24 protein-coding genes and 4 pseudogenes are annotated in these 26,435 nt (G+C 67.8%); 16 read left to right on the top strand and 12 right to left on the bottom strand.

What is annotated here, in order from left to right:
• Positions 1-316 precede the first annotated feature (316 nt).
• The 6 genes and pseudogenes from OG819_RS48545 (at position 317) to OG819_RS48520 (ending at position 7,397) form a co-directional block, all read left to right on the top strand.
• Positions 317-1,951 (top strand): IS4 family transposase, encoded by a 1,635-nt coding sequence (locus tag OG819_RS48545; protein ID WP_266656081.1) that lies wholly within the window; start codon positions 317-319, stop codon positions 1,949-1,951.
• A gap of 117 nt (positions 1,952-2,068) precedes the next feature.
• Positions 2,069-3,367: an ISAs1 family transposase gene (locus tag OG819_RS48540; RefSeq protein WP_266650140.1), complete on the top strand. Its 1,299-nt coding sequence runs from the start codon at positions 2,069-2,071 to the stop codon at positions 3,365-3,367.
• Between the two features lie 256 nt (positions 3,368-3,623).
• A pseudogene (locus OG819_RS58870) lies at positions 3,624-4,188 on the top strand (MIP/aquaporin family protein); the annotation flags it as partial.
• Between the two features lie 249 nt (positions 4,189-4,437).
• Positions 4,438-5,367: a transposase gene (locus OG819_RS48530; protein WP_266647792.1), complete on the top strand. Its 930-nt coding sequence runs from the start codon at positions 4,438-4,440 to the stop codon at positions 5,365-5,367.
• Between the two features lie 61 nt (positions 5,368-5,428).
• Entirely contained in the window at positions 5,429-6,556 is a 1,128-nt protein-coding gene (locus OG819_RS48525; RefSeq protein WP_266656079.1) for a glycosyltransferase, read from the top strand.
• 361 nt (positions 6,557-6,917) lie between these two features.
• Positions 6,918-7,397 (top strand): transposase, encoded by a 480-nt coding sequence (locus tag OG819_RS48520; RefSeq protein WP_266637992.1) that lies wholly within the window; start codon positions 6,918-6,920, stop codon positions 7,395-7,397.
• 173 nt (positions 7,398-7,570) lie between these two features.
• On the opposite strand, the gene OG819_RS48515 is transcribed toward OG819_RS48520, so the two are convergent.
• Entirely contained in the window at positions 7,571-7,816 is a 246-nt protein-coding gene (locus OG819_RS48515) for a type II toxin-antitoxin system RelE/ParE family toxin (RefSeq protein WP_266656077.1), read from the bottom strand.
• Between the two features lie 60 nt (positions 7,817-7,876).
• Here OG819_RS48515 and OG819_RS48510 point away from each other — a divergent pair.
• A pseudogene (locus tag OG819_RS48510) lies at positions 7,877-9,570 on the top strand (ISAzo13 family transposase).
• Positions 9,571-9,649: 79 nt separating this feature from the next.
• Positions 9,650-10,579, top strand: a complete 930-nt coding sequence (locus OG819_RS48505; protein ID WP_266647792.1) for a transposase — start codon at positions 9,650-9,652, stop codon at positions 10,577-10,579.
• Positions 10,580-10,619: 40 nt separating this feature from the next.
• On the opposite strand, the gene OG819_RS48500 is transcribed toward OG819_RS48505, so the two are convergent.
• Complete coding sequence (locus tag OG819_RS48500; protein WP_266656064.1) at positions 10,620-10,892, bottom strand: type II toxin-antitoxin system Phd/YefM family antitoxin; 273 nt, start codon at positions 10,890-10,892, stop codon at positions 10,620-10,622.
• Between the two features lie 185 nt (positions 10,893-11,077).
• On the opposite strand from OG819_RS48500, the gene OG819_RS48495 reads away from it, so the two are divergent.
• Both OG819_RS48495 and OG819_RS48490 read left to right on the top strand, forming a co-directional pair.
• Positions 11,078-11,284, top strand: coding sequence for a hypothetical protein (locus OG819_RS48495; protein ID WP_266656062.1), 207 nt, complete (start codon positions 11,078-11,080; stop codon positions 11,282-11,284).
• A gap of 279 nt (positions 11,285-11,563) precedes the next feature.
• On the top strand, positions 11,564-12,130 hold the full coding sequence (locus OG819_RS48490; RefSeq protein WP_266656060.1) for a hypothetical protein: 567 nt from the start codon (positions 11,564-11,566) through the stop codon (positions 12,128-12,130).
• On the opposite strand, the gene OG819_RS48485 is transcribed toward OG819_RS48490, so the two are convergent.
• Genes OG819_RS48485 through OG819_RS48475 form a run of 3 tightly spaced genes read right to left on the bottom strand, consistent with a single transcriptional unit; the run spans position 12,048 to position 14,328 of the window.
• Positions 12,048-12,782 (bottom strand): IS5 family transposase, encoded by a 735-nt coding sequence (locus OG819_RS48485; protein ID WP_266656058.1) that lies wholly within the window; start codon positions 12,780-12,782, stop codon positions 12,048-12,050. The two genes, OG819_RS48490 and OG819_RS48485, sit on opposite strands and share 83 nt — an antisense overlap.
• Positions 12,783-12,792: 10 nt before the next feature.
• Positions 12,793-13,356: a hypothetical protein gene (locus OG819_RS48480; protein ID WP_266637983.1), complete on the bottom strand. Its 564-nt coding sequence runs from the start codon at positions 13,354-13,356 to the stop codon at positions 12,793-12,795.
• Between the two features lie 48 nt (positions 13,357-13,404).
• Positions 13,405-14,328: a transposase domain-containing protein gene (locus tag OG819_RS48475; protein ID WP_266656056.1), complete on the bottom strand. Its 924-nt coding sequence runs from the start codon at positions 14,326-14,328 to the stop codon at positions 13,405-13,407.
• Between the two features lie 807 nt (positions 14,329-15,135).
• Between OG819_RS48475 and OG819_RS48470 the strand changes: the two genes are divergently transcribed.
• The 3 genes and pseudogenes from OG819_RS48470 to OG819_RS48460 all read left to right on the top strand — a co-directional run bounded on the left by OG819_RS48470 (position 15,136) and on the right by OG819_RS48460 (position 17,897).
• Positions 15,136-15,309: a hypothetical protein gene (locus tag OG819_RS48470; RefSeq protein ID WP_266637981.1), complete on the top strand. Its 174-nt coding sequence runs from the start codon at positions 15,136-15,138 to the stop codon at positions 15,307-15,309.
• A 48-nt stretch (positions 15,310-15,357) separates the two neighbouring features.
• Positions 15,358-16,589: pseudogene (locus OG819_RS48465) on the top strand (IS4 family transposase).
• Between the two features lie 351 nt (positions 16,590-16,940).
• A complete protein-coding gene (locus OG819_RS48460) occupies positions 16,941-17,897 on the top strand; it encodes an IS5 family transposase (RefSeq protein WP_266647766.1) in 957 nt (318 codons plus the stop codon).
• On the opposite strand, the gene OG819_RS48455 is transcribed toward OG819_RS48460, so the two are convergent.
• On the bottom strand, positions 17,815-18,381 hold the full coding sequence (locus OG819_RS48455) for a hypothetical protein (RefSeq protein WP_266647764.1): 567 nt from the start codon (positions 18,379-18,381) through the stop codon (positions 17,815-17,817). The two genes, OG819_RS48460 and OG819_RS48455, sit on opposite strands and share 83 nt — an antisense overlap.
• 229 nt (positions 18,382-18,610) lie before the next feature.
• A complete protein-coding gene (locus OG819_RS48450) occupies positions 18,611-20,071 on the bottom strand; it encodes an MFS transporter (protein ID WP_266637978.1) in 1,461 nt (486 codons plus the stop codon).
• A 300-nt stretch (positions 20,072-20,371) separates the two neighbouring features.
• On the opposite strand from OG819_RS48450, the gene OG819_RS48445 reads away from it, so the two are divergent.
• The gene (locus tag OG819_RS48445; RefSeq protein WP_266421392.1) at positions 20,372-20,551 is read left to right on the top strand and encodes a hypothetical protein; all 180 of its coding nucleotides are present in this window, start codon (positions 20,372-20,374) and stop codon (positions 20,549-20,551) included.
• A 9-nt stretch (positions 20,552-20,560) separates the two neighbouring features.
• Complete coding sequence (locus OG819_RS48440; protein WP_266656054.1) at positions 20,561-21,316, top strand: IS6 family transposase; 756 nt, start codon at positions 20,561-20,563, stop codon at positions 21,314-21,316.
• A 268-nt stretch (positions 21,317-21,584) separates the two neighbouring features.
• On the opposite strand, the gene OG819_RS48435 is transcribed toward OG819_RS48440, so the two are convergent.
• The 5 genes and pseudogenes from OG819_RS48435 to OG819_RS48415 form a co-directional block, all read right to left on the bottom strand.
• Positions 21,585-22,898: an MFS transporter gene (locus OG819_RS48435; protein ID WP_266656052.1), complete on the bottom strand. Its 1,314-nt coding sequence runs from the start codon at positions 22,896-22,898 to the stop codon at positions 21,585-21,587.
• Positions 22,895-23,503 (bottom strand): helix-turn-helix transcriptional regulator, encoded by a 609-nt coding sequence (locus OG819_RS48430; protein WP_266637974.1) that lies wholly within the window; start codon positions 23,501-23,503, stop codon positions 22,895-22,897. Before OG819_RS48430 ends, OG819_RS48435 begins: the two co-directional genes overlap by 4 nt.
• Positions 23,504-23,598: 95 nt before the next feature.
• Positions 23,599-23,847 (bottom strand): annotated as a pseudogene (locus tag OG819_RS48425) (ATP-binding protein); the annotation flags it as partial.
• A gap of 115 nt (positions 23,848-23,962) precedes the next feature.
• The gene (locus tag OG819_RS48420) at positions 23,963-24,634 is read right to left on the bottom strand and encodes a group II intron maturase-specific domain-containing protein (protein ID WP_266637972.1); all 672 of its coding nucleotides are present in this window, start codon (positions 24,632-24,634) and stop codon (positions 23,963-23,965) included.
• A complete protein-coding gene (locus OG819_RS48415) occupies positions 24,555-24,926 on the bottom strand; it encodes a hypothetical protein (protein WP_266637970.1) in 372 nt (123 codons plus the stop codon). The genes OG819_RS48420 and OG819_RS48415 overlap by 80 nt, the downstream gene beginning before the upstream one ends.
• Before the next feature lie 317 nt (positions 24,927-25,243).
• Here OG819_RS48415 and OG819_RS48410 point away from each other — a divergent pair, with 317 nt between their 5' ends.
• Positions 25,244-25,735, top strand: coding sequence for a nucleotidyltransferase domain-containing protein (locus tag OG819_RS48410; RefSeq protein ID WP_266638733.1), 492 nt, complete (start codon positions 25,244-25,246; stop codon positions 25,733-25,735).
• Positions 25,736-26,435 lie beyond the last annotated feature (700 nt).

Below are 26,435 nucleotides of genomic sequence, written 5' to 3'. Positions count from 1 at the left end.
CCCGCAGCGTCACGCGACGGCCAGTCCCGACACGGCACGGGACATATCAGGCAGTCAGCCGCTCACACTGCCGCCGCCAGCCCTCGGAAGAATCGAGGTCGACGGCTGCCTCACCGAGACCGGACTGACCCCCACCCCAGACCACCCGAAGCTAATCCGACAAGGTCAGTGGGCGGTGGATGGGCTTGTCCACTTGATCTTCCCGGCATTGGTGCGGCTCCGGGAAGCAGAACGGGACCGCTGGTAGAAGCAGTAAACCGACCAAGGTCTTGCTGCCCTACGAGAGGTCCCATTGTCACGTCATTGGGCCACCGCAGTGTTCACCCGTGTCGTCACCGTCGCCGAAGGCGTCTTCGCACCGGGGCATCTGGGTGAGCTGACCCAGCATGTGCCTTTTGAGCTCGTCGATGACGTGCTGGTACGGACCCGTACCGTCGAGCAGCGGCTACGGCGGCTGCCCTCGCGGGTCGGGGTGTACTTCCTGCTCGCTCTGGTCCTGTTCCCCTCGCTGGGCTATGCCCGGGTCTGGGACAAACTCGTGGCTGGACTACGGCCGTTGAATGTGAAGCGGCCCTCGGAGAAGGCCCTGCGGGATCTGCGCCGCAGGCTGGGCCCGGCTCCGCTGAAGCTGCTGTTCGAGACACTGGCCGGACCGGTGGCCCGGCCGACCACGCCCGGGGTCTGCTACCGGCGTTGGCGGACCGTCGCGCTGGACGGCTGCAGCTCCATCAAGGCCCCCGACCAGCCACGCGTGGTCGGCTGGCTGGGCAAGATCCTGCGCCCGAACGGCTGGGACGGCTACCCCATGCTGCGACTGATGGCCTTGTGTGAAACCGGTACCCGCGCTCTGCTCGGCGCGGCGTTCGGCCCGACCAACTGCGGTGAGGCCGGCTACGCGGTGCGACTGCTGCCCCTGCTCAGCGAGGACATGCTCCTGCTGGCCGACCGCGGCTTCGATTCCAACGACTTCCTCACCCGGGTCGCCGACACCGGCGCCCAACTGCTGATCCGTCTCAACGGACGACGCACCCCAGCGGTCATGGCCACCCTGCCCGACGGCTCATTCCTCACCCGCATCAACAGCCACACCCTCCGCGTCGTCGAGGCCGACATCACCGTGACCTGCGACGACGAGCAGCGCATCACCAACCGCTACCTGCTGGCCACCACACTGCTGGACCACCGCACCGACCCAGCAGCCACCCTGGTCCGTCTCTACCACGAGCGCTGGGAAGTCGAGTCCGCCTTCTACGCCCTGCGCCACACCCTCCTCGACGGCCTCGTCCTACGCTCGTGCGACCCCTTGGGCATCGCCCAGGAACTCTGGGCCCAGCCCACCCTTTACCAAATCCTGCGACGCGCCATGACTGAAGCCGCCGAGACCACCACCGGCGTCAATCCCGACCGCGTGAGCTTCACCGTCGCCCTCGAGGCCGCCCGGGACCAGCTGATCACCGCCGAGAGCGTCCTGCCCGGCACCCCCGGCCCAGGCGTCAGCGCCCAAGCAGCCCTGGCCGCCCTACTGCCCAAGCGCCGCACCCGCATCAGCGCCCGCAAGGTGAAGTCCGCGCTCTCCCGCTACCCGGGCCACGCCGCCGACGCGCGCCCGCTGACCAGCCAGAACATGACCCACCTCACGATCGCGATCTACGCGGCGCATCCCAGCACGCCCACGACGGACACAAATACCCCTGCGACACCGCCTGTCTCCGGACGCCAGGGCCGACGCGACCGCACGCTGCAACTTCTTCGCACCGACGACCAGCGAGCATGGAGCCTCAAAGAGATCGCCGACGCCCTAGGCATGGAGCACTACCGAAGTCTCTGCGCACAGCTGGGCCACTGGGTCACGGAGGGAATCCTGAGCCGGACCGGACGCGGGCTCTACGCGCTCCAGCCGGAATGGCGCTCACCGCAACCACCCGCCCCACCACGGCCCCGGCGTAGTTGATCTTTGATGGGTTTTGGGTCGTTTGCCCAGGGGGAGGGGTGCGAGTTGCCAGACGAGCGCGGCCTCTGATGATCTTTCAGGTTCCTACGCCAGAAGATCGTCTCAGGAGCCGCGCTCGTGTCCGCATCCTCCCTGATCAGCCCTGTCCTTGGCCAGCTCACCGATCTCGCGCTGTGGGAGGCCGAGCTCGCCGCCGACCCTGTGGCAGTGGAATCCGCGCTGGTCAGCAGGTTGCGGCAGGTCCCTGACCGGCGTGCGGAGCGTGGGCGGCGGCATCCCCTGGTGGTGATCCTGGTGCTGGCCGCGTGCGCGACGCTGGTGGTCGGTGGTGACTCCATGACCGCGATCTGGCAGTGGTCCGCCCGCGCCCCGCAGGTCAAACTGGCCCGCCTCGGCGCCCGGTACGACCCGCTGGCCGGCCAGTACCTTGTGCCCAGCGAGCGCACCTTCCGCCGCGTGCTCGCCGACCTGGATGCCGACGTGCTGGACGCGGCGACCTGCGCATACGTCACCGACGTCGCGACCGGAAAGGCACCGACGCCCGAGGTCCCGGACACCCCGGGGCCCATCGAGCGCGAACAGCGCCGCGCCGCCCAGCGGGCCGTGGAACACCCGGCGCCGGCCGGGCTGCTGCCCGCTGCGGCTCTCGACGGCAAGGCCCTGACCGGCGCCCGCACCGAATCGGGGCGGGTCTTCCTGGTCGGGGCGGTCGACCACGCCAGCGGCGCGGTCCTCGGCCAGAGGCAGGTTCCGGACAAGCGCGGCGAGGGCGAGGCGGCCCGCATGCTGCTGGCCCAACTCGCCTTGTCCGGCCGGGTGTTCACCCTGGACGCCCTGCACACCACGAAGAAGACCGCCCACCTGATCACGGACCGGCTCGACGCCCACTACGTCCTGATCCTGAAGGGGAACCAGCCGCTGGCCCGCGCCGCCGCCCAGGCGCTGCTGGCCGGTACCGACGCCGAGTGGACCGAGACCACCGAGGCCGAGGACGACCGTGGGCACGGGCGCACCGAGCGTCGCACGATCCGCACCGCCCAAGCCGACGACGCCCTCTTCCCCGGCGCGGGACAGGTCTTCCGCCTGCGCCGTGACACCGGCGGCCTCGACGGAACCTGGACCGGGAAGGAGATCGTCTTCGGCGTCACCAGCCTGCCCGCCCACCTCGCAGGCCCCGCTCACCTCAACCACTACGAGAGGGTCCACTGGTCCATAGAAAACAAGATCCACTGGGTGCGGGACGTCACCTTCCATGAGGACAACTCCCAGGTCAGGACCGGCACCGCACCCCGAGCACTGGCCAGCTTCCGCAACCTGGGCATCAGCACGCTCCGCCTGGCCGGACGAGCCAACATCGCCCACGCCCGCCGCGATCTCCTCAACCACAACGACGCCTTCGCCGTCTACGGCATCTGATCAACTACCACGAAGCCGGACACAACCGAACAACGCCGGGGCCGTGCCCGCCCCACCAGCAAAGATGACGGGTTTGCCTCACCTATCCACCACCTAACTACGCGGCCTTGCTTTTAAGAGGGGGAGGATGTCAACGAGCAACCACGCGGATCACGCAGCGCTCCCCTGCGGTCCCGGACGTGACCTGTCCGGTCGAGGCTCGACCCGGCGTTCGCGCGCATTCAGGAATTCGTACCCCGTTCCCCTTCTTGCTGCTGTCGGAGTCGGCGACCGGGTCCTGTCCGTATTGGGCTGGGTCCTGGCCGTGACCTTCGGTATCTATGTGGTCGGCGGCATCAGCGGCGCGCACCTCAATCCGGCGGTGACCCTCGCCTTCGCGGTACGGCGCCGATTTCCCTGGATCAAAGTCGCTCCGTACATGGCCGCGCAAGTGATCGGCGCATTCGCCGGGGCTGCGCTGGTGTACGCGGTCTATCACGATGCGATCAGCGCGCTGGACCAGGCATTGAAAGGGCCGAAAACGAATGGGCACACCCTCGCCACACTCTCCATTTTCAGCACGTTTCCTGCGCCGTACTTCCAGGGCGGTATCTGGGGTCCATTCCCGATCAGGTCGTCGGCGCGGCCTTCATGCTCATGTTCGTGATGGTGGTCATCGACCTGCGCAACCGGCGGTGAGGGTCTTCCTCGGGCCTGTGGTGATGCTTGGGGGTCGCCGCCATCGGCTTGTCGTACGGCGCCAACGCGGACTACGCCATCAACCCCGCGCGTGACTTGGGCCCCGCATCTTCGCCTGGGCCATGGGCTGGGGCGAACTCGCGTCGTTCCGTCTCCCTGAGTCAGCAGCACACTCTCGCCGGGCCGGCACGGGGCAGGAGTCCTCGCAGAGACAACGCAGTCGCAAACGGCACGGTTCATGGAAGGGCGACGCCCGTCGCCGGGCGCACATACGGACGCATGTGCTTGACCGGGCAATTAATGTGTACTGTGGAGCGATGCGAGTTCTTACGACGTGGTGCGCGGTAGCTGAAACCCCGGTCTGAGCATGCGAACGGCCGTGCGGGACGATCATGATTGTGACGTCAAGAGGGGCCCGCACGGCCTTGAGCCATCGTATCTGCACCGGGATCCCGCGCCGTCGCCTGGGCAAGCTGGTCGCGGAGTTGGCCGGGCCGTGGGTGGCCGGGCAGGAGTCCCAGCTGCGTGAACGCCGGGGCCATGACCGGCAGCGCGCCGCCGGAGCGGGTCCCGACCACCAACTCGTCTTCACCGACCGGGTCGTCGCCACCCTGGTCATCCTGCGCTTCCAGCTTCCGCATGCCGTCCTCGCCCTGTTCTACGAGGTGGACCGCTCCACGATCACCCGCGCGGTCCACGAGATCCGCCCCCTGCTCGCCGCCCGCGGCTTCGCCGTCCCTGGAAGTCCCGACCTGCGCCTTCGCACCCTGGCCGATGTCTTCGCCTACGCCGCCTCCCACGGAGTGGAACTGCGGATCGACGCCACCGAGGTCCGGGTCCGACGTCCACGGGCGAACAAGCCCGGACGCCGGGCATTCATCTCCGGGAAGATGCGGCAGAACACCAAGAAGGCCACCGTCGTCACCGACGAGAAGGGCCGGACCCTGTGGGCGGGTGCCTTCCGGCCCGGCCGCCAGCACGACCAGACCGCGCTGAAGACCGAGGGCATCTGCGACCTGTTCGAGAGGTTCCCCCAGGTCAAGGCCAAGGTCGACGCCGGCTACCGGGGACTGGCCAAGCAGTTCCCCGCCCAGGTCCAAGCGCCGCCGCTGAAGCCGAAGAAGGATGCCCCGCCCGAGGACCTGGCGGCCTGGGAGGAAGCGCGCAAGCAGCAGTCCTCCGAGCGGATCTGCGTCGAGCACGCCAACGCCGAGCACAAGCAGTGGCGGCCCCTGCAACGCTGGATCGGACGCCGCGAGTACTTCGACCAGACCTACCAGGCCATCGCCGGCCTGGTCTCCGACCGCGCGGCCATGCGGTAATCAACCACCAGCCAACCCGCCAGGCCAACACGGCCCGACCTCAATCGCGCACCCCGTCGTTATGTTCAGCAACCCCATGAAGGGGCATCTGCTACCGATGCTTCCGTTGGCGCGGGCACTGCGCAGGCAGGGACACGTCGTCGCCTTCGTCACATCCGCTGACATGGCAGATTCGACCGAGCCCGACGGTTTCGGCCTGATCCCCGCGGGTCCGACGACGGACGAAGCGATCGCGGAGGAGGCCAGGCGTTCTGCCACCGGTGCGCCGGCCCATCAGTCGGCGGAACGCGTCGGGCAGTTCTTTGCCGGAGTCCGTGTCGACCTCTCCCTGGATGCGGCGCTGGAGGGAGCCCGCGAGTGGGAACCCGACCTGATCGTGTCGGAGCATTGCGACTTCGTGGGGCCGCTCGTCGCCGCCGTGCTCAAGCTGCCGTACGCAGTGATGGCCATCGATCCGGGGCTGGAACCCGAGGTTCTGGACGCTCTGGCCGCCACGGCGCGTTCCCGTTATTTTGAGCGCGGTCTGGAGGCACCGTTTCAGGCGCCGTCCGGGCGGTGGTTGGTGGACCTGTGCCCGCCCAGTCTGCAGCGCGGCGGTGCGCTGCCGGTTCTCGAACGCATGGCGCTGCGGCCGGAACCGCATCAGGCTCCGGAGGGGACGCCGCGTGCGGCGAGGCTCGCGGGTACCGGGCGGCCCCGCGTGCTGGTCAGCTTCAGTACTGCTCCGGGCGCGTCACCTCTGCTCGGCCCGGTGCTCCGCTCCCTCGCCACTCTGGATGTCGATCTGGTGGCGACGTCGGGAGGTCTTCCTGCCGACATCGGGCTGGATGCGGAGCGGGTGGAGATGGTCACCTTCCTGCCGGCCGCGGAGTTGCTCGACGGCGTGTCGGTCGTCGTGCACCACGGCGGTTCAGGCACGACGTTCGGCACGGCAGCCCGCGGTGTCCCGGCCGTCGTGGTGCCGGGCACGCCCGGCCAGCAGCGCCAGGCCAACCGTCTGCAGGCCGCGGGAGCCGGACTGGGGCTGCCGATCGGCGAGCAGGCCCCGGAGTCGGTGACCGCCGCCGTCGGCCGGCTGCTGGCCGAGCCTGCCTTCACCACCGCGGCGCACCACCTGCGCGACGAGATAGCGGCGATGCCGTCCCCGGCGGAGGTGGCATCGCGGCTCGTCGCCGCGGTCGGCGCGTAGTCCGGGGCCGCCCGGACCACGGTGACCGCTCCGCGCCCTCAGGCTCCCTCGGCGGTCGTGTCCACCTCGACACGGCTGATCGGCTGCCGCTCACGGATCGGGCACCGGCCGGCACCCATGGGTTCGAGCAAGGCCCGTCCCCGGACCGGATCCCCGGGTATGGCCCCTGTTTCCCCGCCGCAGGCGGGCCCGGCCCCCGACGTGAGATTCGCCCCGGTCGAGACCGAGGCGCGCTCCAACCAGAACCCGACAGGCGCGCGCACTCCGCCGTGGGAGGGCCTAGCGGTGGTTTGTTGACGGCGGGTTCGTGCGGGAGTAGGCCGTGAGGTGAAGGCGTCAACTACGGCCTGGGGAGCCCGAGATGACGAAACGGCTGCCGTGTCCGCCCGCACCGGGCCCGCTGGAAGCCTATGCCGCCCGCTTCGATGACCTCTTTTCCACGTTGGCGCAGCGGCTGGGGTTTCGCGAGTACCTGGCCGGGCTGTTGCTGCCGCGGGACCGCAACAAGACGCTGACCTGCCTGGCCGGCACGGAGCCCGTGGTGGGTGCCCAGCATGCGGCGGTGCAGCGCCTGCAGTTCTTTCTGTCCGAGTCGACCTGGGACGGCGAGCAGGTCAATGTCCGCCGCCTGGAGTTGTTGCTGGCCGACCCGGCTACTGCGCCGCATCACGGCGGGGTGCTGGTCATCGACGATTCCGGGGACCGCAAGGACGGCAGCGCGACCGCACACGTGGGCAAGCAGTATCTCGGCTCGGTCGGGAAGATCGACCGTGGTGTGGTCACCGTGACCACCTGCTGGGCGGACGAGCGCGTCTACTACCCGGTGCACGCCTGTCCCTAGTCGATTGGTACAACCACCGTCGACTCCACGGTGAGATCGGCCACGTCCCACCCGCCGAATACGAAACCACCCACTACCAAAACCCGCAAAAACAGCAGGTCTATCGAACCCGGAACGGTTCACACGCTGACCGGCCGGACAACCCCCGGGCCCGGTCGGCGCACCCGGTCTGCTCAGCGCACGCGTCCGAGGTGGATCACGCTGACGCGGACCTGCTGGTCGCTGATCTCGTACATCACGCGGTAAATCCCGACGTGGATGCGCAGCACGTCGGCGCTGCCGAACGCGCCGTCGGGCCGAGGGGCGTCGGCGAGGCGGTCGACGGCGGTGAACACCTGACGCACCCCGGCTGGGTCGACTTTGGCGAGCCGCTCCGCCTGGGCGAGGGCCTCGGGCTCCCAGATGACCTCGTAGCTCACGCCTTAGGGCTCGCAGAGAATCAACATGTTGCCTCCCGTGATTCGGTTCGTTGGCGTGGTATGCGCATCCCCGATGAGATTCGTGTTCAACTCGCGGTGAAGTTTGAGGTGTTGTTCCCTCACCTGGACGAGCGGCAGCAGCGTCTGCTGATGGGAGCCGAGGCCCGTCTCCTGGGCCACGGTGGGATCCGGGCCGTTGCTCGGGCAGCCGACGCCAGCGAGACGACGGTCCGGAAGGGGGTGGATGAGCTGGAGGCGGGAGTAGAGCCGCTGGGGCGGGTCCGCCGGCCCGGTGGCGGCCGGAAGAAGGCCGCTGACCTTGATGCGGGGCTGCGGCCCGCGCTGCTGGCCCTGGTCGAGCCGGACATGCGCGGGGACCCGATGTCGCCGCTGCGGTGGACGACCAAGTCGACCCGGAACCTGGCCGCCGAGCTGACCCGCCAGGGGCACAGGGTCAGCGCCGACACGGTCGGTGACCTGCTGCGGGAGGAGGGCTTCAGCCTGCAGGCCAACTCCAAGACCCTGGAGGGCAAGCAGCACCCGGACCGGGATGCCCAGTTCCACTACATCAACGAGCAGGCCAAGGACCACATCGGCGCCGGGGACCCGGTGGTCAGCGTGGACAGCAAGAAGAAGGAGATGGTCGGCGAGTACAAGAACGCGGGGCGTGAGTGGCAGCCCACGGGCGATCCAGTGAAGGTCAAGACGCATGACTTCCTGGACCGGGAGGGGCCCGGCAAGGCGATCCCGTACGGGATTTACGACATCGCCGGGAACTCCGGCTGGGTCAGTGTCGGCACCGACCACGACACCGCCGCTTTCGCGGTCGCCTCGATCCGCCGCTGGTGGCGCGGGGCCGGACAGGGCGACTACCCTCACGCCCGGCGTCTGCTCATCACCGCCGACGCCGGAGGCTCCAACGGCTACCGCACCCGGGCGTGGAAGACCGAACTTGCCGCCCTGGCCGCCGAGACTGGCCTTGAAATCACCGTCTGTCACCTACCTCCGGGCACGTCGAAGTGGAATCGGATTGAGCACCGGCTGTTCTCCCACATCTCCATGAACTGGCGCGGCAGGCCCCTGACCAGCCATGAAGTCATTCTGCAGTCCATTGCGGCGACCACCACCCGCACCGGACTGACGGTCCGCGCCGAACTCGACACCGGCGCCTACCCCACCGGAGTGAAAGTCGACGACGCCCAGGTCGACGCGCTGGCGATGACCCGCCACCGCTTCCACGGCGACTGGAACTACACGCTCGACGCCCAGCAGCGCGGCCCCACAACCACCGGCACTCCACACGGAGCGGAACCGCGGCAATGGGGTGCCCGCCAGCACGCCCGGCTCACCGACCCGGAACTCACCGGCCTCACCCGCGCACAACTGGACGCCCTGATCAGCAGGTTGGCGCCAATCCAGGCCGCCCAGCGGGAACACCAGCGCCGTCACCGACGCGGCCACGAACGACAGCGGCCCCCGGGGCGGGCCCCAGGCAGGCGTTCACTGACCCCGACCGGATCCTGGCCACCGTCCTCTATCAGCGCGGCTGCTTCACCCACGCCCTCCTCGGCGCACTCTTCGAGACCAGCTCGCAAACCATCACCCGCACAATCCAGGAGACCCAACCCCTCCTGGACCAGCACGAATACACCGTCCCCCGCTCCACAGCACGATTCACCACCCCCGCAGACGTGGCCGCCTACCTCGACGCCTACGGCACCGAATCCCCGGACAACATCAAACACGCATGTTGATTCTCTGCGAGCCCTTACGACGTGGTGCGCGGTAGCTGAAACCCCGGTCTGAGCATGCGAACGGCCGTGCGGGACGATCATGATTGTGACGTCAAGAGGGGCCCGCACGGCCTTGAGCCATCGTATCTGCACCGGGATCCCGCGCCGTCGCCTGGGCAAGCTGGTCGCGGAGTTGGCCGGGCCGTGGGTGGCCGGGCAGGAGTCCCAGCTGCGTGAACGCCGGGGCCATGACCGGCAGCGCGCCGCCGGAGCGGGTCCCGACCACCAACTCGTCTTCACCGACCGGGTCGTCGCCACCCTGGTCATCCTGCGCTTCCAGCTTCCGCATGCCGTCCTCGCCCTGTTCTACGAGGTGGACCGCTCCACGATCACCCGCGCGGTCCACGAGATCCGCCCCCTGCTCGCCGCCCGCGGCTTCGCCGTCCCTGGAAGTCCCGACCTGCGCCTTCGCACCCTGGCCGATGTCTTCGCCTACGCCGCCTCCCACGGAGTGGAACTGCGGATCGACGCCACCGAGGTCCGGGTCCGACGTCCACGGGCGAACAAGCCCGGACGCCGGGCATTCATCTCCGGGAAGATGCGGCAGAACACCAAGAAGGCCACCGTCGTCACCGACGAGAAGGGCCGGACCCTGTGGGCGGGTGCCTTCCGGCCCGGCCGCCAGCACGACCAGACCGCGCTGAAGACCGAGGGCATCTGCGACCTGTTCGAGAGGTTCCCCCAGGTCAAGGCCAAGGTCGACGCCGGCTACCGGGGACTGGCCAAGCAGTTCCCCGCCCAGGTCCAAGCGCCGCCGCTGAAGCCGAAGAAGGATGCCCCGCCCGAGGACCTGGCGGCCTGGGAGGAAGCGCGCAAGCAGCAGTCCTCCGAGCGGATCTGCGTCGAGCACGCCAACGCCGAGCACAAGCAGTGGCGGCCCCTGCAACGCTGGATCGGACGCCGCGAGTACTTCGACCAGACCTACCAGGCCATCGCCGGCCTGGTCTCCGACCGCGCGGCCATGCGGTAATCAACCACCAGCCAACCCGCCAGGCCAACACGGCCCGACCTCAATCGCGCACCCCGTCGTTAGCTCCGCCGAACACGCGGCGGTAAGCCTCGTCATGCGGGATGCCGGCGCTCTCGCCCCGGGCCTGGCGTTCACGGTAGGCGGTCAGGGCCCGCATCTCCTGCAGTTCGAGGGCGTCAGCGGGGCTGACCAGTATCGCGATGGTCTGCCCGTGGTCGGTGATGGCGACCGGTTCACGGGTGGCGCTGACCTCGCGCGCGATGGCGCCCAGGCGGGCGCGGGCTTCCACGATCGAGTAAGTCGTCTCCGTCATGCACACCACCTTACAGAAGTGTGCACATCCCGGTATTGACTTCGCGCGAGAGATGACCGGGGGCACGCGAAGACGCCCACCTCATCCCGTCGTGACGATTCGTCGTTGGCCAATTCATCCGACCGATAGTTGGGCTCGAGAGGTGCAAGGACCTGGTCTCACGTGACGAGGGCAACTGGTAAGAGATGGAGATCCCCCACGCTCCGGGCCGGGCGGGCCAGCAGGTGCTCTGGGCAGGAACGGCGATGTGGGTGTACGGGCTGCACGTGCTGTACACCGACGAGTTCAACCGGCGGATGAAGCAGTGCTGTACCTCTCACGCACCGGGCAACACCTACGCGCCCGATGCGGTGCCGCCGCAGTGGGTGCGCTTCGCCGCCCTTGCGGCATGACGAGCACATCCTGCGCCAACGTCCCCCTGGCGTGGAGGTGAAGCAGGAGTTCTCCGTCGTCGCGCTGGGACCCAAGATCACAGCGTGTGCCACTGGCGGGCGGGTGCAAAAACGGAAGCGCGGCCTCGGTTCCAGAGGGGTGGCTGTGCCAGGAGTGTGAGTGCGTTGTGGCAAAGGGAGTCCCTGTTCGATGAGCAGGGGCTTCTTCGTGTGCGGGGCATGATCGCCTTGGGGTAGGGGCAGGCAGCGGACGGCTTGTTGTGGATCGAGGAGGGTGCGATGCCGTCGGTGCTGGGGTTGATGGAACAGCGTGAGGCGCGGGCGAGGCAGGATCTGGAGTCCTGGACGGAGGTCCTGGAGCAGGCTCAGGCAGAGGTGGATGCCGCGCGGGAGCGAGTCGAGCGGGCCCGGGTGGGGCGTGAGGAACTCGTGTCGGTGCTGGCTGAGGAGAGCCCGGTGAATACGCCGGTTTCCGTGCCGTCTGGTGGTGAGATGGCTGCCGCCGTGGGATCGAGCGGCTTGGGCGCGGGGCATGGTGAGCGGCCGCCGGTGTGGCGGTCGGGCATGGGCGAGGAGGTGCTCAGCGGTCTCTATCGGGAGGTGTTCGCCGCGGTGGTGGCCGCTCCGGGGCCGGTGAACGGAGTGGAGCTGACGCGGGCGGTGGGCCGGGAAGCGGAGATCAAGAACGAGGTGGAGAAAATCCGGCACCGTGCCTGTGCGCTGGAGAAGCGGGGCTGGCTGGTGCGGGCGAAGGACGGACGGTTCATGCCTGAGCCCGGGGCAGTCGGCCGGGGCGCTTCTCCGGCCAACGCGGAGCGTCTGCGGCCAGGCGCCGGGACAGTCTGATCACGGCGGCCCACCACACCATCTGGGCGTGGTGGTCGGGGCGGCGTTCGTGGTCGCGGTTGAGGCGGCGTGAGCGGGCCAGCCAGCTCAGCGTTCGTTCCATGACCCATCTGCGGGCCAGTACGACAAATCCGGGTTGTCCGTCGGAGCGGCGCACGACCTCGGTCCGGACTCCGTGGCGGGCGAACGCCTTCGCCAGCGCCGGACCCCGGTAGGCGCTGTCGACCCACACCAGTTTCAGCAGCCGGCCCGGCTGCTGCATGAACGTCTCCAGCAGTGCGGGGGCGGCCTTGGAGTCGTGCACATCGGCCGTGGTCACGGTGACCTCCAGGAGCAGGCCCTCGGTGTCGGTCAGGATGTGGCGCTTGCGGCCGTCGCGTGACTTGCCGCCGTCGTATCCGCGACTGTCCTCGCCGACGGTCTCGGAGGCGTCCACCGACTGACTGTCGATGACTCCCGCACTGGGCTCGGCGTTGCGGCCGGCGCGCTCCCTCGCCGAACGTCGCAGGCGTTCGTACAGTTCACGCGCAAAGTCGTAGGCCCGCCAGCGGCGGAAGAAGTCGTAGACCGCCCGCCAGTACGGGAAATCGACCGGCAGAGCCGTCCACTTCACGCCGTTGTCGACCAGTAGCGCACCGCGTCGAGCATTCAATGCCACGAAGTTAAGGCCCTGTTGGCGGTGTCAAGGCTTCAGGGAGAGTGATCTTGTAGGTGCTTGGCGCGGTGCGGATGAGTCGGTCGTTGCGGGCCCAGTAGCAGAGTTGCGCGGTGAGGCTGCTGAGGGGGCGCCCCGAGCTGGGGAGCCCGAGATGCCGTGCGATGTTCCGGGTGTGCATGGCCTGGTTGGAGTTCGCGGCCAAGAGCTGGCAGACCTGGCCCCAGCGGCAGGAGAGGGCCCGGCTCGGGTCCTGAGTGCTGGGCAGGGCTGGTGGGTGCACGGTGATCTCGATGGCGGTGATCGGTGTGCTGGCGCGTGGACGGCCGTCGCGGTTCCAGATGTTGTAGCGGGAGGTTCCGCACTTGACGATGCGGGCGGACAGGCGCATCCGGCGCCCGGGGAGCAGCGCGTGCAGAACGCGGGTGCCGATGTGTCCCACCAGGTCGGAGGGGCTGCTCGGCCCTGAGGTCGCGGTCGTTGCGACCAGGCTGACCACTGTGTCGCGGGCGGCTTCCAGAGCGACGGTGAAGCCGGCTCGGTCGGGATCGCAGCCGGGCAGTGTCTCCACCGCGGTCACCATGACCGAGCGCAGGGCCTGGTAGAGGGTGAGTAGTCCTCACATCTCCTTGTTGAGGCCCACCGGGTCCTTCGAACGTAGGACCCGGCCTCTGAGCAGGGTGTGACGGAGCGCCAGGTAGGTGATCTCGATCTCCCAGCGCTCGTGGTAGAGACGCACCAGGTGGTCGGCGGGATCGGTGCGGTGGTCGTTGAGGGTGGTCAGCAGGCGGTAGGTCCCGCCGAAGTCGCCGCCGTCGGCGGTGCGGGAGTGGATCTCGGCCTCGATCACCCGCAGCGGGAGGCCGCCGATCCGGGTCAGGTAGGAGCCGTCGGGCAGCAGCGCCAGCACCGGCGGTCGTCGGGTGCTGGTAGCACGTATCAGGAACTGAGTCCCCTGAGCTGCGATGTCTGCGAGCAGGTCGTTGCTGTCGAAGGCGCGGTCCGCCAGGAGGAGCATGTCCGGGGTCAGGTGGCCGGTCAGGTCGTGGGCGTAGTCGGTCTCGCCCTTGGAGGCGGGGCCGAAGACCGCTGCGATCAGGCCGCGGGTGCCTGTTTCGCACAGGGTCATGAGCATCGGCCGGGGGTGGCCAGTCGGGCCGTAGCGGCGTTCGGTGCGGCCGAGCCATGACCGGTTGCGCTCGTGGTCGGGAACGGACAGGCTCCCGCAGCCGTCGAAGGCCACCGTGCGCCAGCGGCGGTAGCGCACTCCCGGTGTGGACGGCTGGGCAAGCGGGCCGGCCAGCACGTCGAACAGCCGCTTGAGCGGGGCCACCCCGACCCGCCGACGCAGGTCGCGAAGTGCCTTCTCTGACGGCTGCGGCACCCGGGCGGCGAGTCCGGCTGCGAGTTTGCCCCACACCAGTCCGGTGCCCAGATGCTCGAACAGCCCGAGCGCGAGCACGAAGTACACCCCGACGCGGGAGGGGAGGCTCCGAAGTCGTCGCTCGCGCGCCCCGGTCTCGTCCAGTACCGCATCGACCAACTCGGGTGGGATGACCTGCGTTAACTCACCAATATGACCAGGCGCGAACACGTCATCGGTTCCGCCCATGACAGACTTGGCCACTGGGCCTCTGCTTTCTCAGGAAGATCTTGGTCGATCCCCTGGATAGCAGAGGTCCCTTCTGTCTCTCGCCACGCTTGACACCGCCAACAGGGCCTTAACTTCGTGGCATTGGTCGAGCATTGTCCGGTGGCAGTACGCCTCCGGACGCCCGCCCCGCTTCAGGAGCCAGGCCGGCACCGGCATCGCCGAGCGGACCTCGGCCCACTCCGCATCCGTCATGTCACTCGGATAGCACCGCGCCCGCCGTCCCGGAGCGACCGAACCGAACCGGTGCACGTAGCAGTCACACCCAGGGGTGACCGCGGTGGACGCAGGCACAGAGATACTGCTCAACTGATCAGGCAACGGGCTTCCTTGGTCGTGCTGGTGTCGTAACCGCGTCACTACCAAGGGGCCCGTTCTCTCATGCCCACGACCGCACCCGAACCTCCGTCCAGACGATCACCCACTGCCGCCCGAACAAGATCCGGTTTGCCACAACGCACTGAGAGCAGACGGGCTCGGCGCTTGAGTACCCACCGGCGACTATCTCCCCTCACTGTGGCATCGCTCAGTGATGGCACGCTACCCTTCCTGACGCCCCCTGTGAGACGACGAGAGTGCTATGGCCAGTTCTTCTTCACGCCGGCGCGGTCCGCATCCGCCTGGCAAGTCGTGGCGCCCGCACTATGCGGCGCACCAGGCTGGTTCCCGCATCGGATCACCGGAGAGCAGGGGCCAGGCATGACGGCGGACAGCGTGGTGGCGAGCGACGACGACGTGCAGGCGGTGCGCCGCTGGGTGCGGCTCTCGTGCACCGAGCCAGGCACCCACCTGCCCGCCCTGACCGAGATCGCGGGAGACCTCCGGCTGTGTAGCGGGGGGATCGTCGAGAGAGCCCAAATAGGACTCCGTTAGCCTCAATACCGGTAACTTAGAGGCAATCCGGTTGTTGTTGTTGTTGGCGTGGCAAGAGCGGGTCGGCTGAAGTCATCTGGTGAGCGGTTGTCGGACCGGGTCGCGGTCGGGGTGCTGACACAGGCGTTTCCTCAGTCGCTTGTGGACGAGGTGTTGGCGGAGACGGGTCGGGTGCAGCAGCGGAACCGGCTGTTGCCGGCCCGGCTGGTGTCTACTTCGTGTTGGCGATGTGCCTGTTCTCCGGGCAGAGCTATGAGGAGGTCGCCGGACTGCTGACGGCCGGTTTGCAGGGTGCTCGGCGTTGGCGTACGTCGTGGGTGGTGCCGAGTACGGCGGCGATCTGGAAAGCCAGGTCCCGGCTGGGGGTGGCGCCGTTGCGGCAGTTGTTCGCGCAGGTGTGCCGTCCGGTTGCCACACCGGACACTCAGGGCGCCTTCTACCGCGACTGGCGGCTGACCGCGATCGACGGCACCACATTCGACTTGCCCGACACGAAGTCGAACGTGGAGGCGTTCGGCCGTCCGCCCCGCTCCGGGCGCGGTGAACAGGACGTCGGCTACCCGCAGTTGCGTATGGTCGGCCTGGTGGAGTGCGGTACCCACGCCGTCTTCGATGTTGCGACCGGAGCTCTGCGCACCGGAGAGCAGGCTCTGGCCCGGGCGGTCCTGGTGTCCCTGCGGCCGGGAATGCTGCTGCTGGCCGACCGTGGCTTCTACGGCGTGGACCTGTGGCGCACCGCCGCGGCCACGGGGGCGGACCTGCTGTGGCGAGTCCGCAAAGACCTCGTGCTGCCGGTGGTCGAGCAGTTGTCGGACGGCTCGTATCTCACCGAGATCTTCGATCGCAGCGACATCCACCACACCCGTCGTGGGAGGCCAGTACGCGCGGTGGAATACACCATCGTCGGCCATGAGGGCGTCTACCGGCTCATCACCACGATCCTCGACCCGGACGAGGCCCCGGCCGCGGAACTGGCCGCCCTCTACGCCCAGCGATGGGAGTTCGAGTCCACCCTCGACGAAATCAAGACCCACCTCGGCGGGCCACACCTGGTACTGCGTTCGCAGCACCCTGACGGAGCCGAGCAGGAACTCTACGGCTTCCTGCTCGTCCACCACGCCATCCGGCACCTGATGCACCAGGCCGCACGACAAGCCGACCGGGACCCCGACCGGATCTCCTTCACCCGCTCACTGCGCGTCGTGCGCCGCCAGGTCACCGACCAGGCGGCATTTTCCCCCCGGCCGACTCGCCCGCGCGGTCAAAGCCACCCACGCTGAACTCCTCGAACGCCTCCTGCCACGGCGACGCCGCCGGGCCAACCCCCGCGTCATCAAACGCAAAGTCGCCAGCTGGCCCCTCAAACGCGCTGCCCACCGCGTTGCAGACCGCTCATGTGCTGCGGCCGTCACCATCGTTGGCGCCACCAAACCCAAACGGGTCAAGCGGATACCAAAGCCCTAAGTTACCCGGTATTGAGGTTAAGTGCGTTGTGGCAAACCGGATCTCGTTCGAAGCCTGCGGCGCGGGTGATCGTTCGGACAGAGTTGCCGGTGTGGTCGCGGGCATGAAGAAACGGGCCCCTTGGTAGTGACGTGGTTGTTGAGGCCGGTCACGAGCAAGGAGACCCGTTGTCCGACCAGTTGACCATCTCTGCTGTACCCGCGTCCACCGCGGTCACCCCGGAGTGCGACTGCTACGCGCACAGGTTCGGTTCGATCGCTCCGGGACGGCGGGCAGGCTGCTATCCCAGTGACATGACGGACGCGGAGTGGGCCGAGGTCCGCGCGGCGATGCCGGTACCGGCCTGGCTCCTCAAGCAGGGCGGGCGTCCGGAGGCGTATTGCCACCGCGAGATGCTCGACGCTGTGCGCTACCTGGTCGACAACGGCGTGAAGTGGATGGCCCTGCCGGTCGACTTCCCGTACTGGCGGGCGGTTTACGACTTCTTCCGCCGCTGGCGGGCCTGCGACTACGTGCGTGAGCTGCACGAACGCCTGCGCTGCGTGGCGAGGGAACGCGCAGGCCGCAACACCGAGCCCAGCGCGGGAATCATCGACAGTCAGTCGGTGGACGCCTCCGAGACCGTCGGCGAGGACAGCCGCGGATACGACGGCGGGAAGTCACGTGACGGGCGCAAGCGTCACATCCTGACCGATACCGAGGGCCTGCTCCTGGAGGTCACCGTGACCACGGCCGACGTGCACGACTCCAAGGCCGCCCCCGCGCTGCTGGAGACGTTCATGGACCAGCCGGGCCGGCTGCTGAAGTTGGTGTGGGTCGACAGCGCCTACCAGGGTCCGGCACTGGCGAAGGCGTTTGCCCGCCACGGAGTGCGGATCGAGGTCGTGCGCCGCTCCGACGGCAGGCGCGGATTTGTCGTACTGGCCCGCAGGTGGGTGGTGGAGCGCACGCTGAGCTGGCTCTCCCGCTCACGCCGCCTCAACCGCGACCACGAACGCCGCCCCGACCACCACACCCAGATGGTGTGGTGGGCCGCTGTGATCAGGCTGTCGAGGCGCCTGGCCGGGGACGCTCCGCGCTGGCCGGAGAGGCGCCCCGGCCGACTGCTGCGGGCGCGGGCATGAACCGTCCGTCCCCCGCCCGCACCAGCCAGCCCCGCTTCTCCAGCACATAGGCACGGTGACGGATCTTCTCCACCTCGTTCTTGATCTCCGCCTCCCGGCCCACCGCCCGCGTCAGCTCCACTCCGTTCACCGGCCCCGACGCAGCCACCACCGCGGCGAACACCTCCCGGTACAAGCCCCTGAGCGCTTCCTCGCCCATGCCCGACCGCCACACCGGCGGCCGCTCGCCCTGCCCCGCGCCGGGGCCGCTCGATCCCACACCGGCAGCCGTCTCACCGCCAGACGACACGGAAACCGGCGTATCAACGTCGCTCTCCTCGGCCAGCACCGACACGAGCTCCTCACGCCCCACCCGGGCCCGCTCGACCCGCTCCCGCGCGGCATCCACCTCCGCCTGAGCCTGCTCCAGAACCTCCGTCCAAGACTCCAGATCCCGCCTCGCCCGCGCCTCACGCTGTTCCATCAACCCCAGCACCGACGGCATCGCACCCTCCTCGATCCACAACAAGCCGTCCGCTGCCTGCCCCTATCCCTCCGCAATCATGCTCCGCACACGGAATAGTCCCTGCTCATCGAACAGGGACTCCCTTTGCCACAACGCACTAAGTGACGGTGTTACGTGTCGAGAGGTGCACGAGGATCGGGCAGCGTGACCTTGGCGGCCCTCGCCACCTCCTCAGCCGCAGGCTCATGCTTTCTCTGCCGACGGCGAGTCAGGCCGCTCGCTGCTCGGCGTTCTCCCGCACGGTCCCGACTTTGGCTACCGTCGGGTGGATCCCGACGAAGCCGAGCAACGCGCCGAAGGCCGTCACAGCAGCGGCGACTGCGAAGCTGAAGGCGTAGCCGCGCGCGGTAGCGGTCGTGGGGTCGACTCCCGCGTGCTGCAGCACGGTGGCGTGGCTGGTGCCCAGTGAGACCAGGGCGGCCAGACCGATGGCGCTGCCGATCTGCATGGACGCATTGTTCATGCTGGTGGCGATGCCCGCGTCCTCACCCGTGGCGCCGTCCACTCCGGCGACGGTGGATCCGACGAGGACCAGGCCGCCTCCCAGCGGTACGAGGATCAGCCCAGGCAGCACATCGGCCACATAGGTGCCATGTGCGCTCAGTCCGGCAAGGAAAACGTAGCCGATCGTGGAGATCGCAAGGCCTCCTCCGTTCAGCGTCCGCAGCCCGAACCGGGGGAGGAGGCGCGGTGCCACCACGGTGGCACTGAACAGAATGACAAACCCGAACGGTACGAAGGCGAACCCGGTCGCCAGCGTGGAGAAATGCAATATGTGCTGAATATACAAGCTCAGGGAGAAGAAGAAGGTGGCGAACCCGATGTAGTAGCAGACGCGGACCATGTTGGCGATGCTCCGGTTGCGTGAGCGTAGGAATGCGAGGGGTACCAGGGGCTGTGCGGCGCGGGCTTCGGCGAACACGAAGCCGATCAAGAGGACGACGCCGATCCCCACGCAGCCCAGGACGGAGAACGAGAGCCACGCGTGGTTGCCCTTCTCCAGCAGGCCGAACACGAGCAGGAGCAGGCCGAGGGTGACCAGGATGGCTCCCAGGACGTCAGGCCGGCCGCGCTTGGCGGCCCGGCTCTCGGAGACGAGCTTGGGGGTGGCGAGAAACGCGAAGGCGGCGATGGGCAGGTTGATGAAAAATATCCAGCGCCAGGAGGCGAGGTCGGTCAGGATGCCTGAGAGTACGACGCCCAGGGCCACGCCGACTCCGGCCAGGCCGCTCCAGATGGCCATCGCCCGCGCCCTTTCCTGTGGCCGGGTGAACAGCAGTGTTACCAGCGACAGGGCCGCCGGGCTGACGAGTGCGGCGCCGATGCCCTGTACGAAGCGGCTGGCGACGAGTACACCGGCTTGCTGGGCTATTCCGGCGGTCGCCGACGAGAGCGCGAAGACCGCCAGACCGATCAGGAACAGGCGTCTGCGGCCCAGCAGATCACCCAGGCGCCCGCCGAGCATCAGCAGTCCGCCGTAGGTGACGGTGTAACCGTTGACGACCCATGCCAGGCCGGTGGTCGTAAAGCCAAGATCCCGCTGTATGGGGGGAAGAGCGACATTGACCACGGTCACGTCGAGCAGCAGCATCACCTGTACCAGGCAGATGATCCCGAGCGCCCGCCACCTGCGCGGATCGGGTTCGGGCGTCGGACTGATCGAAGCCATTATTGATCGCCTTCTGTTCGGTTGGGCCGCCGCCGTGCACCTCAGACGCCTTCCCGCGGGGCGAGGCACTCGGGGCCGGGTCGATCCACGGGCATTTCCTGATGTCTTCAACTCACAGGGGCCGCGTGTGCCTGGCCGCAGATGTGGACAGTAATGGCGCGCATTCGGCCCTCTGGCGGTCGGCTCGTCCGCGGACGGTTCGCAGTCAGGTGACCGGTGAGCCCTCCAACTGCGCATCAAGGTGCAGGGCTGAACCGCCCCGGCTCGAATGGAGACTCGATTTCATGAAATGATCGAGTCATGGCACGACCTTCCCGTTACCCCCTTGAGCTCCGCCGCCGTGCGGTGCGCATGGTCGCCGAGGTGCGCGATGACCACCCGAACGAGACGGCCGCTCTGCAGGCGGTGGCCGAGAAGCTCGGCATCGGGTCCCGCGAGGCGCTGCGGAACTGGGTGAAGCGGCGCTGTCACGTTGGCTGACCGGGTGGGATGATCTTCGGGTTGATCTGCTGTAGGGGGGTTGTCGGTGGGGAGTGCGTCGCCGTCGTACAGGGGGACCGGTACCCGGTCGAGGTGATCTCGCACTGTGTGTGGCTGTACTTCCGCTTCCCGCTCAGCTTCCGCGAGGTCGAGGAGCTGCTGCTCCAGCGAGGCGTCATCGTCTCCTACGAAACGATCCGCCGCTGGTGCGCCACGTTCGGCCAGGCCTACGCGAACGGACTGCGCCGCCGCCGTCCCCGGCCCGGGGATAAATGGCATCTGGACGAGGTGTTCATCAAGGTCAACGGGGAGCTGAAGTACCTGTGGCGGGCCGTCGACCAGGACGGCAACGTGCTCGACATCCTCGTGCAGAACCGGCGGGACAAGGCCGCGGCCCGGCGCTTCTTCCGCCGTCTGATGAAGAGGACGCGTGCGGTGCCGCGGGGGGTCGTCACGGACAAGCTGCGTTCCTACGGCGCGGCCCACCGTGAGGTCATGTCCTCCGTCGAGCACCGCTCGCACAAGGGACTGAACAACCGGGCCGAGAACAGCCACCAGCCCACCAGGCAGCGTGAACGCGCGATGAAGGGCTTCCGCAGTACCGGTGGAGCCCAGCGGTTCCTGTCCGCGTTCAGCGGCATCTCACCCCACTTCCGACCCCACCGCCACCTGATGACAGCCTTCGACCACCGCGCCGAGATGACCATCCGCTTCGCCATCTGGGACCAGATCACCGGCACTGCCAGCCTGCCCGCCACGGCCTGAACACAGGCCCGGACCGCAGACCCACCACACCCCGACGCACCATCAGACAGTCACGCACCCAACAACGTGACAACGCCTCGGGAAATGATCTGAACGAGTATTTTGGCCCCACCCTCTACCCTCGCAGCGGATCACGGATCCGATCCACGAGGGCGATGCCACGGGGCGCCCAAGCACTATCCGCGCTGGGCGACCGCGGCCCGGCATGTATGTGCCGGCCGTCGGGTTCGGGAGGTCTCCGCTCGGACCCGGATGGTTCGACGGCGGGTCAGGAAGGCACTGGTCGCGCGTCCGAGTCCGTGTCGCTGTCTGCAGCTACCGGATTGTCGGGAGTCAGGGAGTGGATGCGTGGTATCGGCGAGGGCAGCAGCCAGAGCAGCGACAGCGCTCCGCCGACGGCCCCGATGAGGAGGGTCACCCGGAGGCCGATGAGGGTGGCGAGGAGGCCGCCGAGGACGGCGCCCACAGGGCGTAAGCCGTAATTGATCGTGCTGTACGCGCCGGCCACTCGACTGCGCATGCCATCGGGGATCACGTCCGCCTGAAGGGAGTTGAGGTTGACGTCGAACAGCATGACGCCGACGCCGGAGAGGAACTCGGCCAGGGCCAAGGCTCCGGCGCGAGCCCAGAGGGGGCCGCCCGCAGCAGCGGCGATGGCGATCGGTGCCGGGAACAACACAGCGCCCACGACGATGCTGAGGCCCACGCCGAGCCTTCGCGAGACCTTCGGGGCGATCACCGCGCCAAGGAGCGAGCCGGTGGCGCCGATCCCGAACGCCATGCCGATGACTCCCGCGGTCAGTCCGAGGTTCCGGCTGGCGAACAGCACGATCAGTCCGCTGCCCGCGACAAAGGTGAAGAAGTTGACGGTCGCCGCGCACCCGAGGCTCGCCCGCAGCACCGGGTGACGGATGACGAACACCAGTCCCTCCTTGGCACGCCGCAGCAGCCGGGGCGTCGCTTGGTCAGGGGCGGCTGGCGGTTTATCGATCGAAACCCGACCGACCAGAATCGCGGACGCCAGGAACGTCAGGGCGTCGACGACGACGGCGACGGGAGCGGTCAACGCCTGGACCAGAACACCACCGATCGCCGGGCCGGCGACGAATGACGCGGAACGGCTGGCACTGAGCTTGCTGTTCGCGTCGACGTAGGACGACCGGGGCACCAGGTGGGCGAAGAACGGCGGATAGGCGGTGTTGAACAGCACCCCTGCGGCGCCGGTCAGTAACGCCACGGCATACAACTGACCAAGTGTCACCGCCCCCAGCAGATAGGCAGCGGGGAGGGAGAGCAGTACTGCGGCGCGCACCAGGTCGGCGAGAACCATCAGGCGCCGCTTGTGGATGCGGTGGTCGACCCAGGCACCGAGGACGATCGCGAGCAGATTCGGGGTCCAGATGAGCGCGGTCAGCCACGCTACCTGATTGGCCGAAGCGTGCAGCGCCCCCACCGCGATCAGTGGCAGGGCCAGTTCGGTGATCCGGTCGCCGAACTGCGAGATCGACTGGCCGGCCCAGAATCGACGAAACCGCTGGTCACGCCACAGTGATACGGGTATGGCCTGGTCTGCAGCGCTCATGACGTCGCGCCGGTCTGATCCCCGGCGCCCTCGGGCAAGGCGTAACGCAGCAGCCGGACGCCGCGGCCTTCGGCCGGACGCGCGGCCTCGTCACGCGTCACGTAGGGCGCGAGGATGCGTTCGATCGCGTCCTCGATGGCGGCGAGTTCGTCGGCGGAGACGACGACGCGGGTGTTGGACAGACCCGCAAGCCGCTGCCACGCCGGTTCGAGCTTGGGCTCGACCTCGGCAGCCCACCGGTTCGGCAGGTCTGCGGAGCGCAGGAACATCTCCCGGGACAGGACCCGCGCGGCCGACCTGCCCTCCTCGTCGTCCGGGTCCTCCGGCACCTCGAACCGGAAGCCGCGCGCCACCGCCTCCCACCGCCGCTGGCGGCGGTCCGGGCCGGGCTCGGCGTCGCGGACCAGGCCGAAGCCCGCCAAATGCCGCAGATGCCAGCTGGTCACTGACGGGGTTGCTCCCACGTCGGGCGAGAGTTGCGTCGCCGTCGCCGGCCCGTGCCGCTGCAGGCGTTCGAGGATCGCCAGCCGCACCGGGTGCGCCAGCGCCCGCATCGCCTGCGGATCAGTGATCTCGATATCGCCCAGCCGATTACCAGAGTCCATGACGTGAGAGTTTCCTCTCACATATTGTGAGAGTCAAGTCTCATATCTCCAGTGCCGGCAGTCGCCTGATGCGCGCCCCGGCGGAGCAGGTGTGATCAAGTGCTGGCGGCGGCCTGCTGGCGAGCCTTGGCGTGGGCGAGCCGGTAAGAGTCGGTGCCGGTCTCGATGATGTTGCCGCCGAAGGTGAGCCGGTCCACGATGGCCGCGCAGAGCCGAGGATCGGTGAACGTCTTGGTCCACGCAGAGAAGGACTCGTTGGAGGCGATGGCCATACTGTTCTTTTCCTCGCGCTCGGTCAGAACCTGGAACAGCAGCTCGGCGCCGCGCCGGTCCAGCTCCATATGTTGGGTCGGGGACGAGACGCCGTGCACCGTTTCCGGTGTCGGTTTTCCCGTCCCCGCCCGCCGAATCGGACGTGCCCGTTGGCCGAGCATCCGGCTCTCCACGTGATCCGCTGGATCAGGCGAGGTATTCGCTGACCTGGCCGACGAAGGACACATCGTCATGGTTCGTCCGCCGGAAACGTGCTCCGTCGGGATCAACCTCGTCGATGTTGTAAGGCGTGCTGATCTGCGCTCCACGAAACGTGTATCGCGGGACCCGCATCTTCGCCGGGTTGTAGAGGACGACTCCACCCTCTGCGATGCGGTCTGCCCCGTAATAGCGGCGCCGCAACTGTTTCCAGGTCAGGTGAGGGTGCTTGTAGCGAATCCAGAGAAGCAGTCTCCACCACGCGTACCAACCGAGGTAGGAGAATGTTCTCTTCGATGCGCCGTAGCGGAAATAGGCAGCCCAGCCCCGAAGGACCGGATTGACCGACCGCAGCACCTCCTCCAACGAGAGCGACGTCGTACTTCGCCCCGTCAGTTTCTTGACCTTGTGCATCACCGACGCCAAAGCCTGCTTGGACGGAATGGTGAGCACGACGCGACGGCCATCGCACCAGGGCCTCCGCTGGATGTGGAATCCCAGGATGACGAAGCCGTCGTTGATATGGGTGATGTGGGTCTTCTCGTCCGAGAGGGTCATCTTCAGTCTGCGGGCCAGCAGTTCACCGATCTCCGTCTTGAGTGTTTCGGCTTCGGACTTGGTGCCGTGCACCAGCACGACGAAGTCGTCGGCGTATCGCACCAGACGATAGTTCGGCAGCCCCTTGCGGCGTCGAGAAGATGCGCCCGAGCGCCTCCAGGGCGAAGGAGTCCGTGCACGGATCGCCCTCGGCGGCGCTGGGCAGCGCGGTGATCGGGGTAACGATGCGATCGGCGACGTCTATGAGCAGCTCGCGCAGCCGCGGCTCGGCGCCCGCGAGCATGCCGGCCGTGTCGGTGTCACCGGCCTGAACCGACTGGACGAAGTGGAAGGCAGTCATCACCGCGTTCGGGGACATCGGGGCGAGCGGCGCAGCGGCGGGGGTCTGGGACATGGACAGCTCCTCACAGAGGTGATCACCGTGCCGGTCACGGCGTCTTTGATCACCTTCTGACAGGTCGCCTGTGGATAAAGTCCGGAGTCGGACGGGGGAGAAACCTCCCTCCACCCGCACTGTGACTTTGATGGTTAGTCGGCGGATTTGATTTCTGATTGGCGGGCGATCGGTCTGGTGACTGTGGGTGCGGTCAATCGAAGATGTGTTCTTGCTGCGCACGCCGAGCTCGCCCCTGCCACCACCAGTCAGCGGAAGGCTGAAGGACAGGAAAACGTTCGCGGCCCTGGGCGGACGCTTCTAGCCTGCGTCAGGTGATGACAGCTGACGACGTGTTGTTCGTCCTGACCCTGCTACGACAAGCGAAGGCGGACGTCTGGATCGGTGGAGGATGGGGGATCGACGCTCTGGTCGGCGAGCAGACGCGAGACCATCGGGACCTGGACTTGATGCACCGGCAGGACCAGGAAGACGCCGTGTTGGCTACCCTCCATGAGGTGGGTTTCGTTGAGACCCTGAACTGGAGGCCCATCCGATTCGTCGTGACGGCACCGGACGGACGAGAGATTGACCTCCACCCGCTGGTCTTTGCCGACGACGGCTCAGCAGTGCAGGCGTCACCCGAACCCGAGCGTCCGTTCACCTACCCGTCCTCATGCTTCGTGACGGGCACCATTCATGGGACGTCAGCCCCGTGCTTGTCTGCCGAACAGCAGGTCTACTTCCACCAGGGCTACGAGCCCTCGGAACGCGATCGTCACGACATGGCACAACTCCGCGGCGTCTTCGGCATCGCAACGCACTTTTGATCCACGGCGGCGGGCGGAGACCCTATTCACGTTGCGTGACTGACCGGGGTCTCCGAGCCGCCAACTATCAATCAAAGAACTCGCCAACCAGAGATCAAAGACGCTACGCGACCAGCAGGTCCGGCTGCGGCACCCGTCAACAGTCACGGGTGCGTTTCTTCTGGAGGGACCTCGTCGGTGACCAGTACGGACGTGGTCGTTCCGGGAAGAACGACACGATCTACCGTGACGCGGTTTCCGGAGGACCAACGCGTTGACCAGGTGTTTCTCGTCCCTCAAGAAGAAACGCACCCAACAGTCACACGCACGCACTCCTGTGACAGCGGAGTTGGACCGATTGCCACCGAAGTTGGACCAGTGGCCTTTTGTGACAGTGAAGTTGGATCGCCGCAGGTCGAGAGGGCCAGCCAGCATCACCTCGACCAGGTCGGCGCTGCACCGGTCAACGCCGGGCTGGCGTAACAGAACCGGCAGCACTGGCGCGGCCCACACCATTCCACAGCGTCCAGCTGCCCGAACGGCCCTACTGGGCGCACGAGCTCGCCCTGGGCAACCCGTCCACCCACACCCGGGAGTCCGGCGCCGTTCCTCTGCTTCCGCGAGTTACCGACGTTTTCCCGACGGGCCTTTACTGGCCATGAGTACAAGATCGCTGCTGGACCGGCCTTCGCGGCCGGGCGCCGGCGTCGTGGCGCCGGGC

The organism is Streptomyces sp. NBC_01549, from assembly GCF_026339955.1.
Taxonomy (GTDB): domain Bacteria; phylum Actinomycetota; class Actinomycetes; order Streptomycetales; family Streptomycetaceae; genus Streptomyces.
This window is presented reverse-complemented; position numbering and strand designations above follow the sequence as displayed.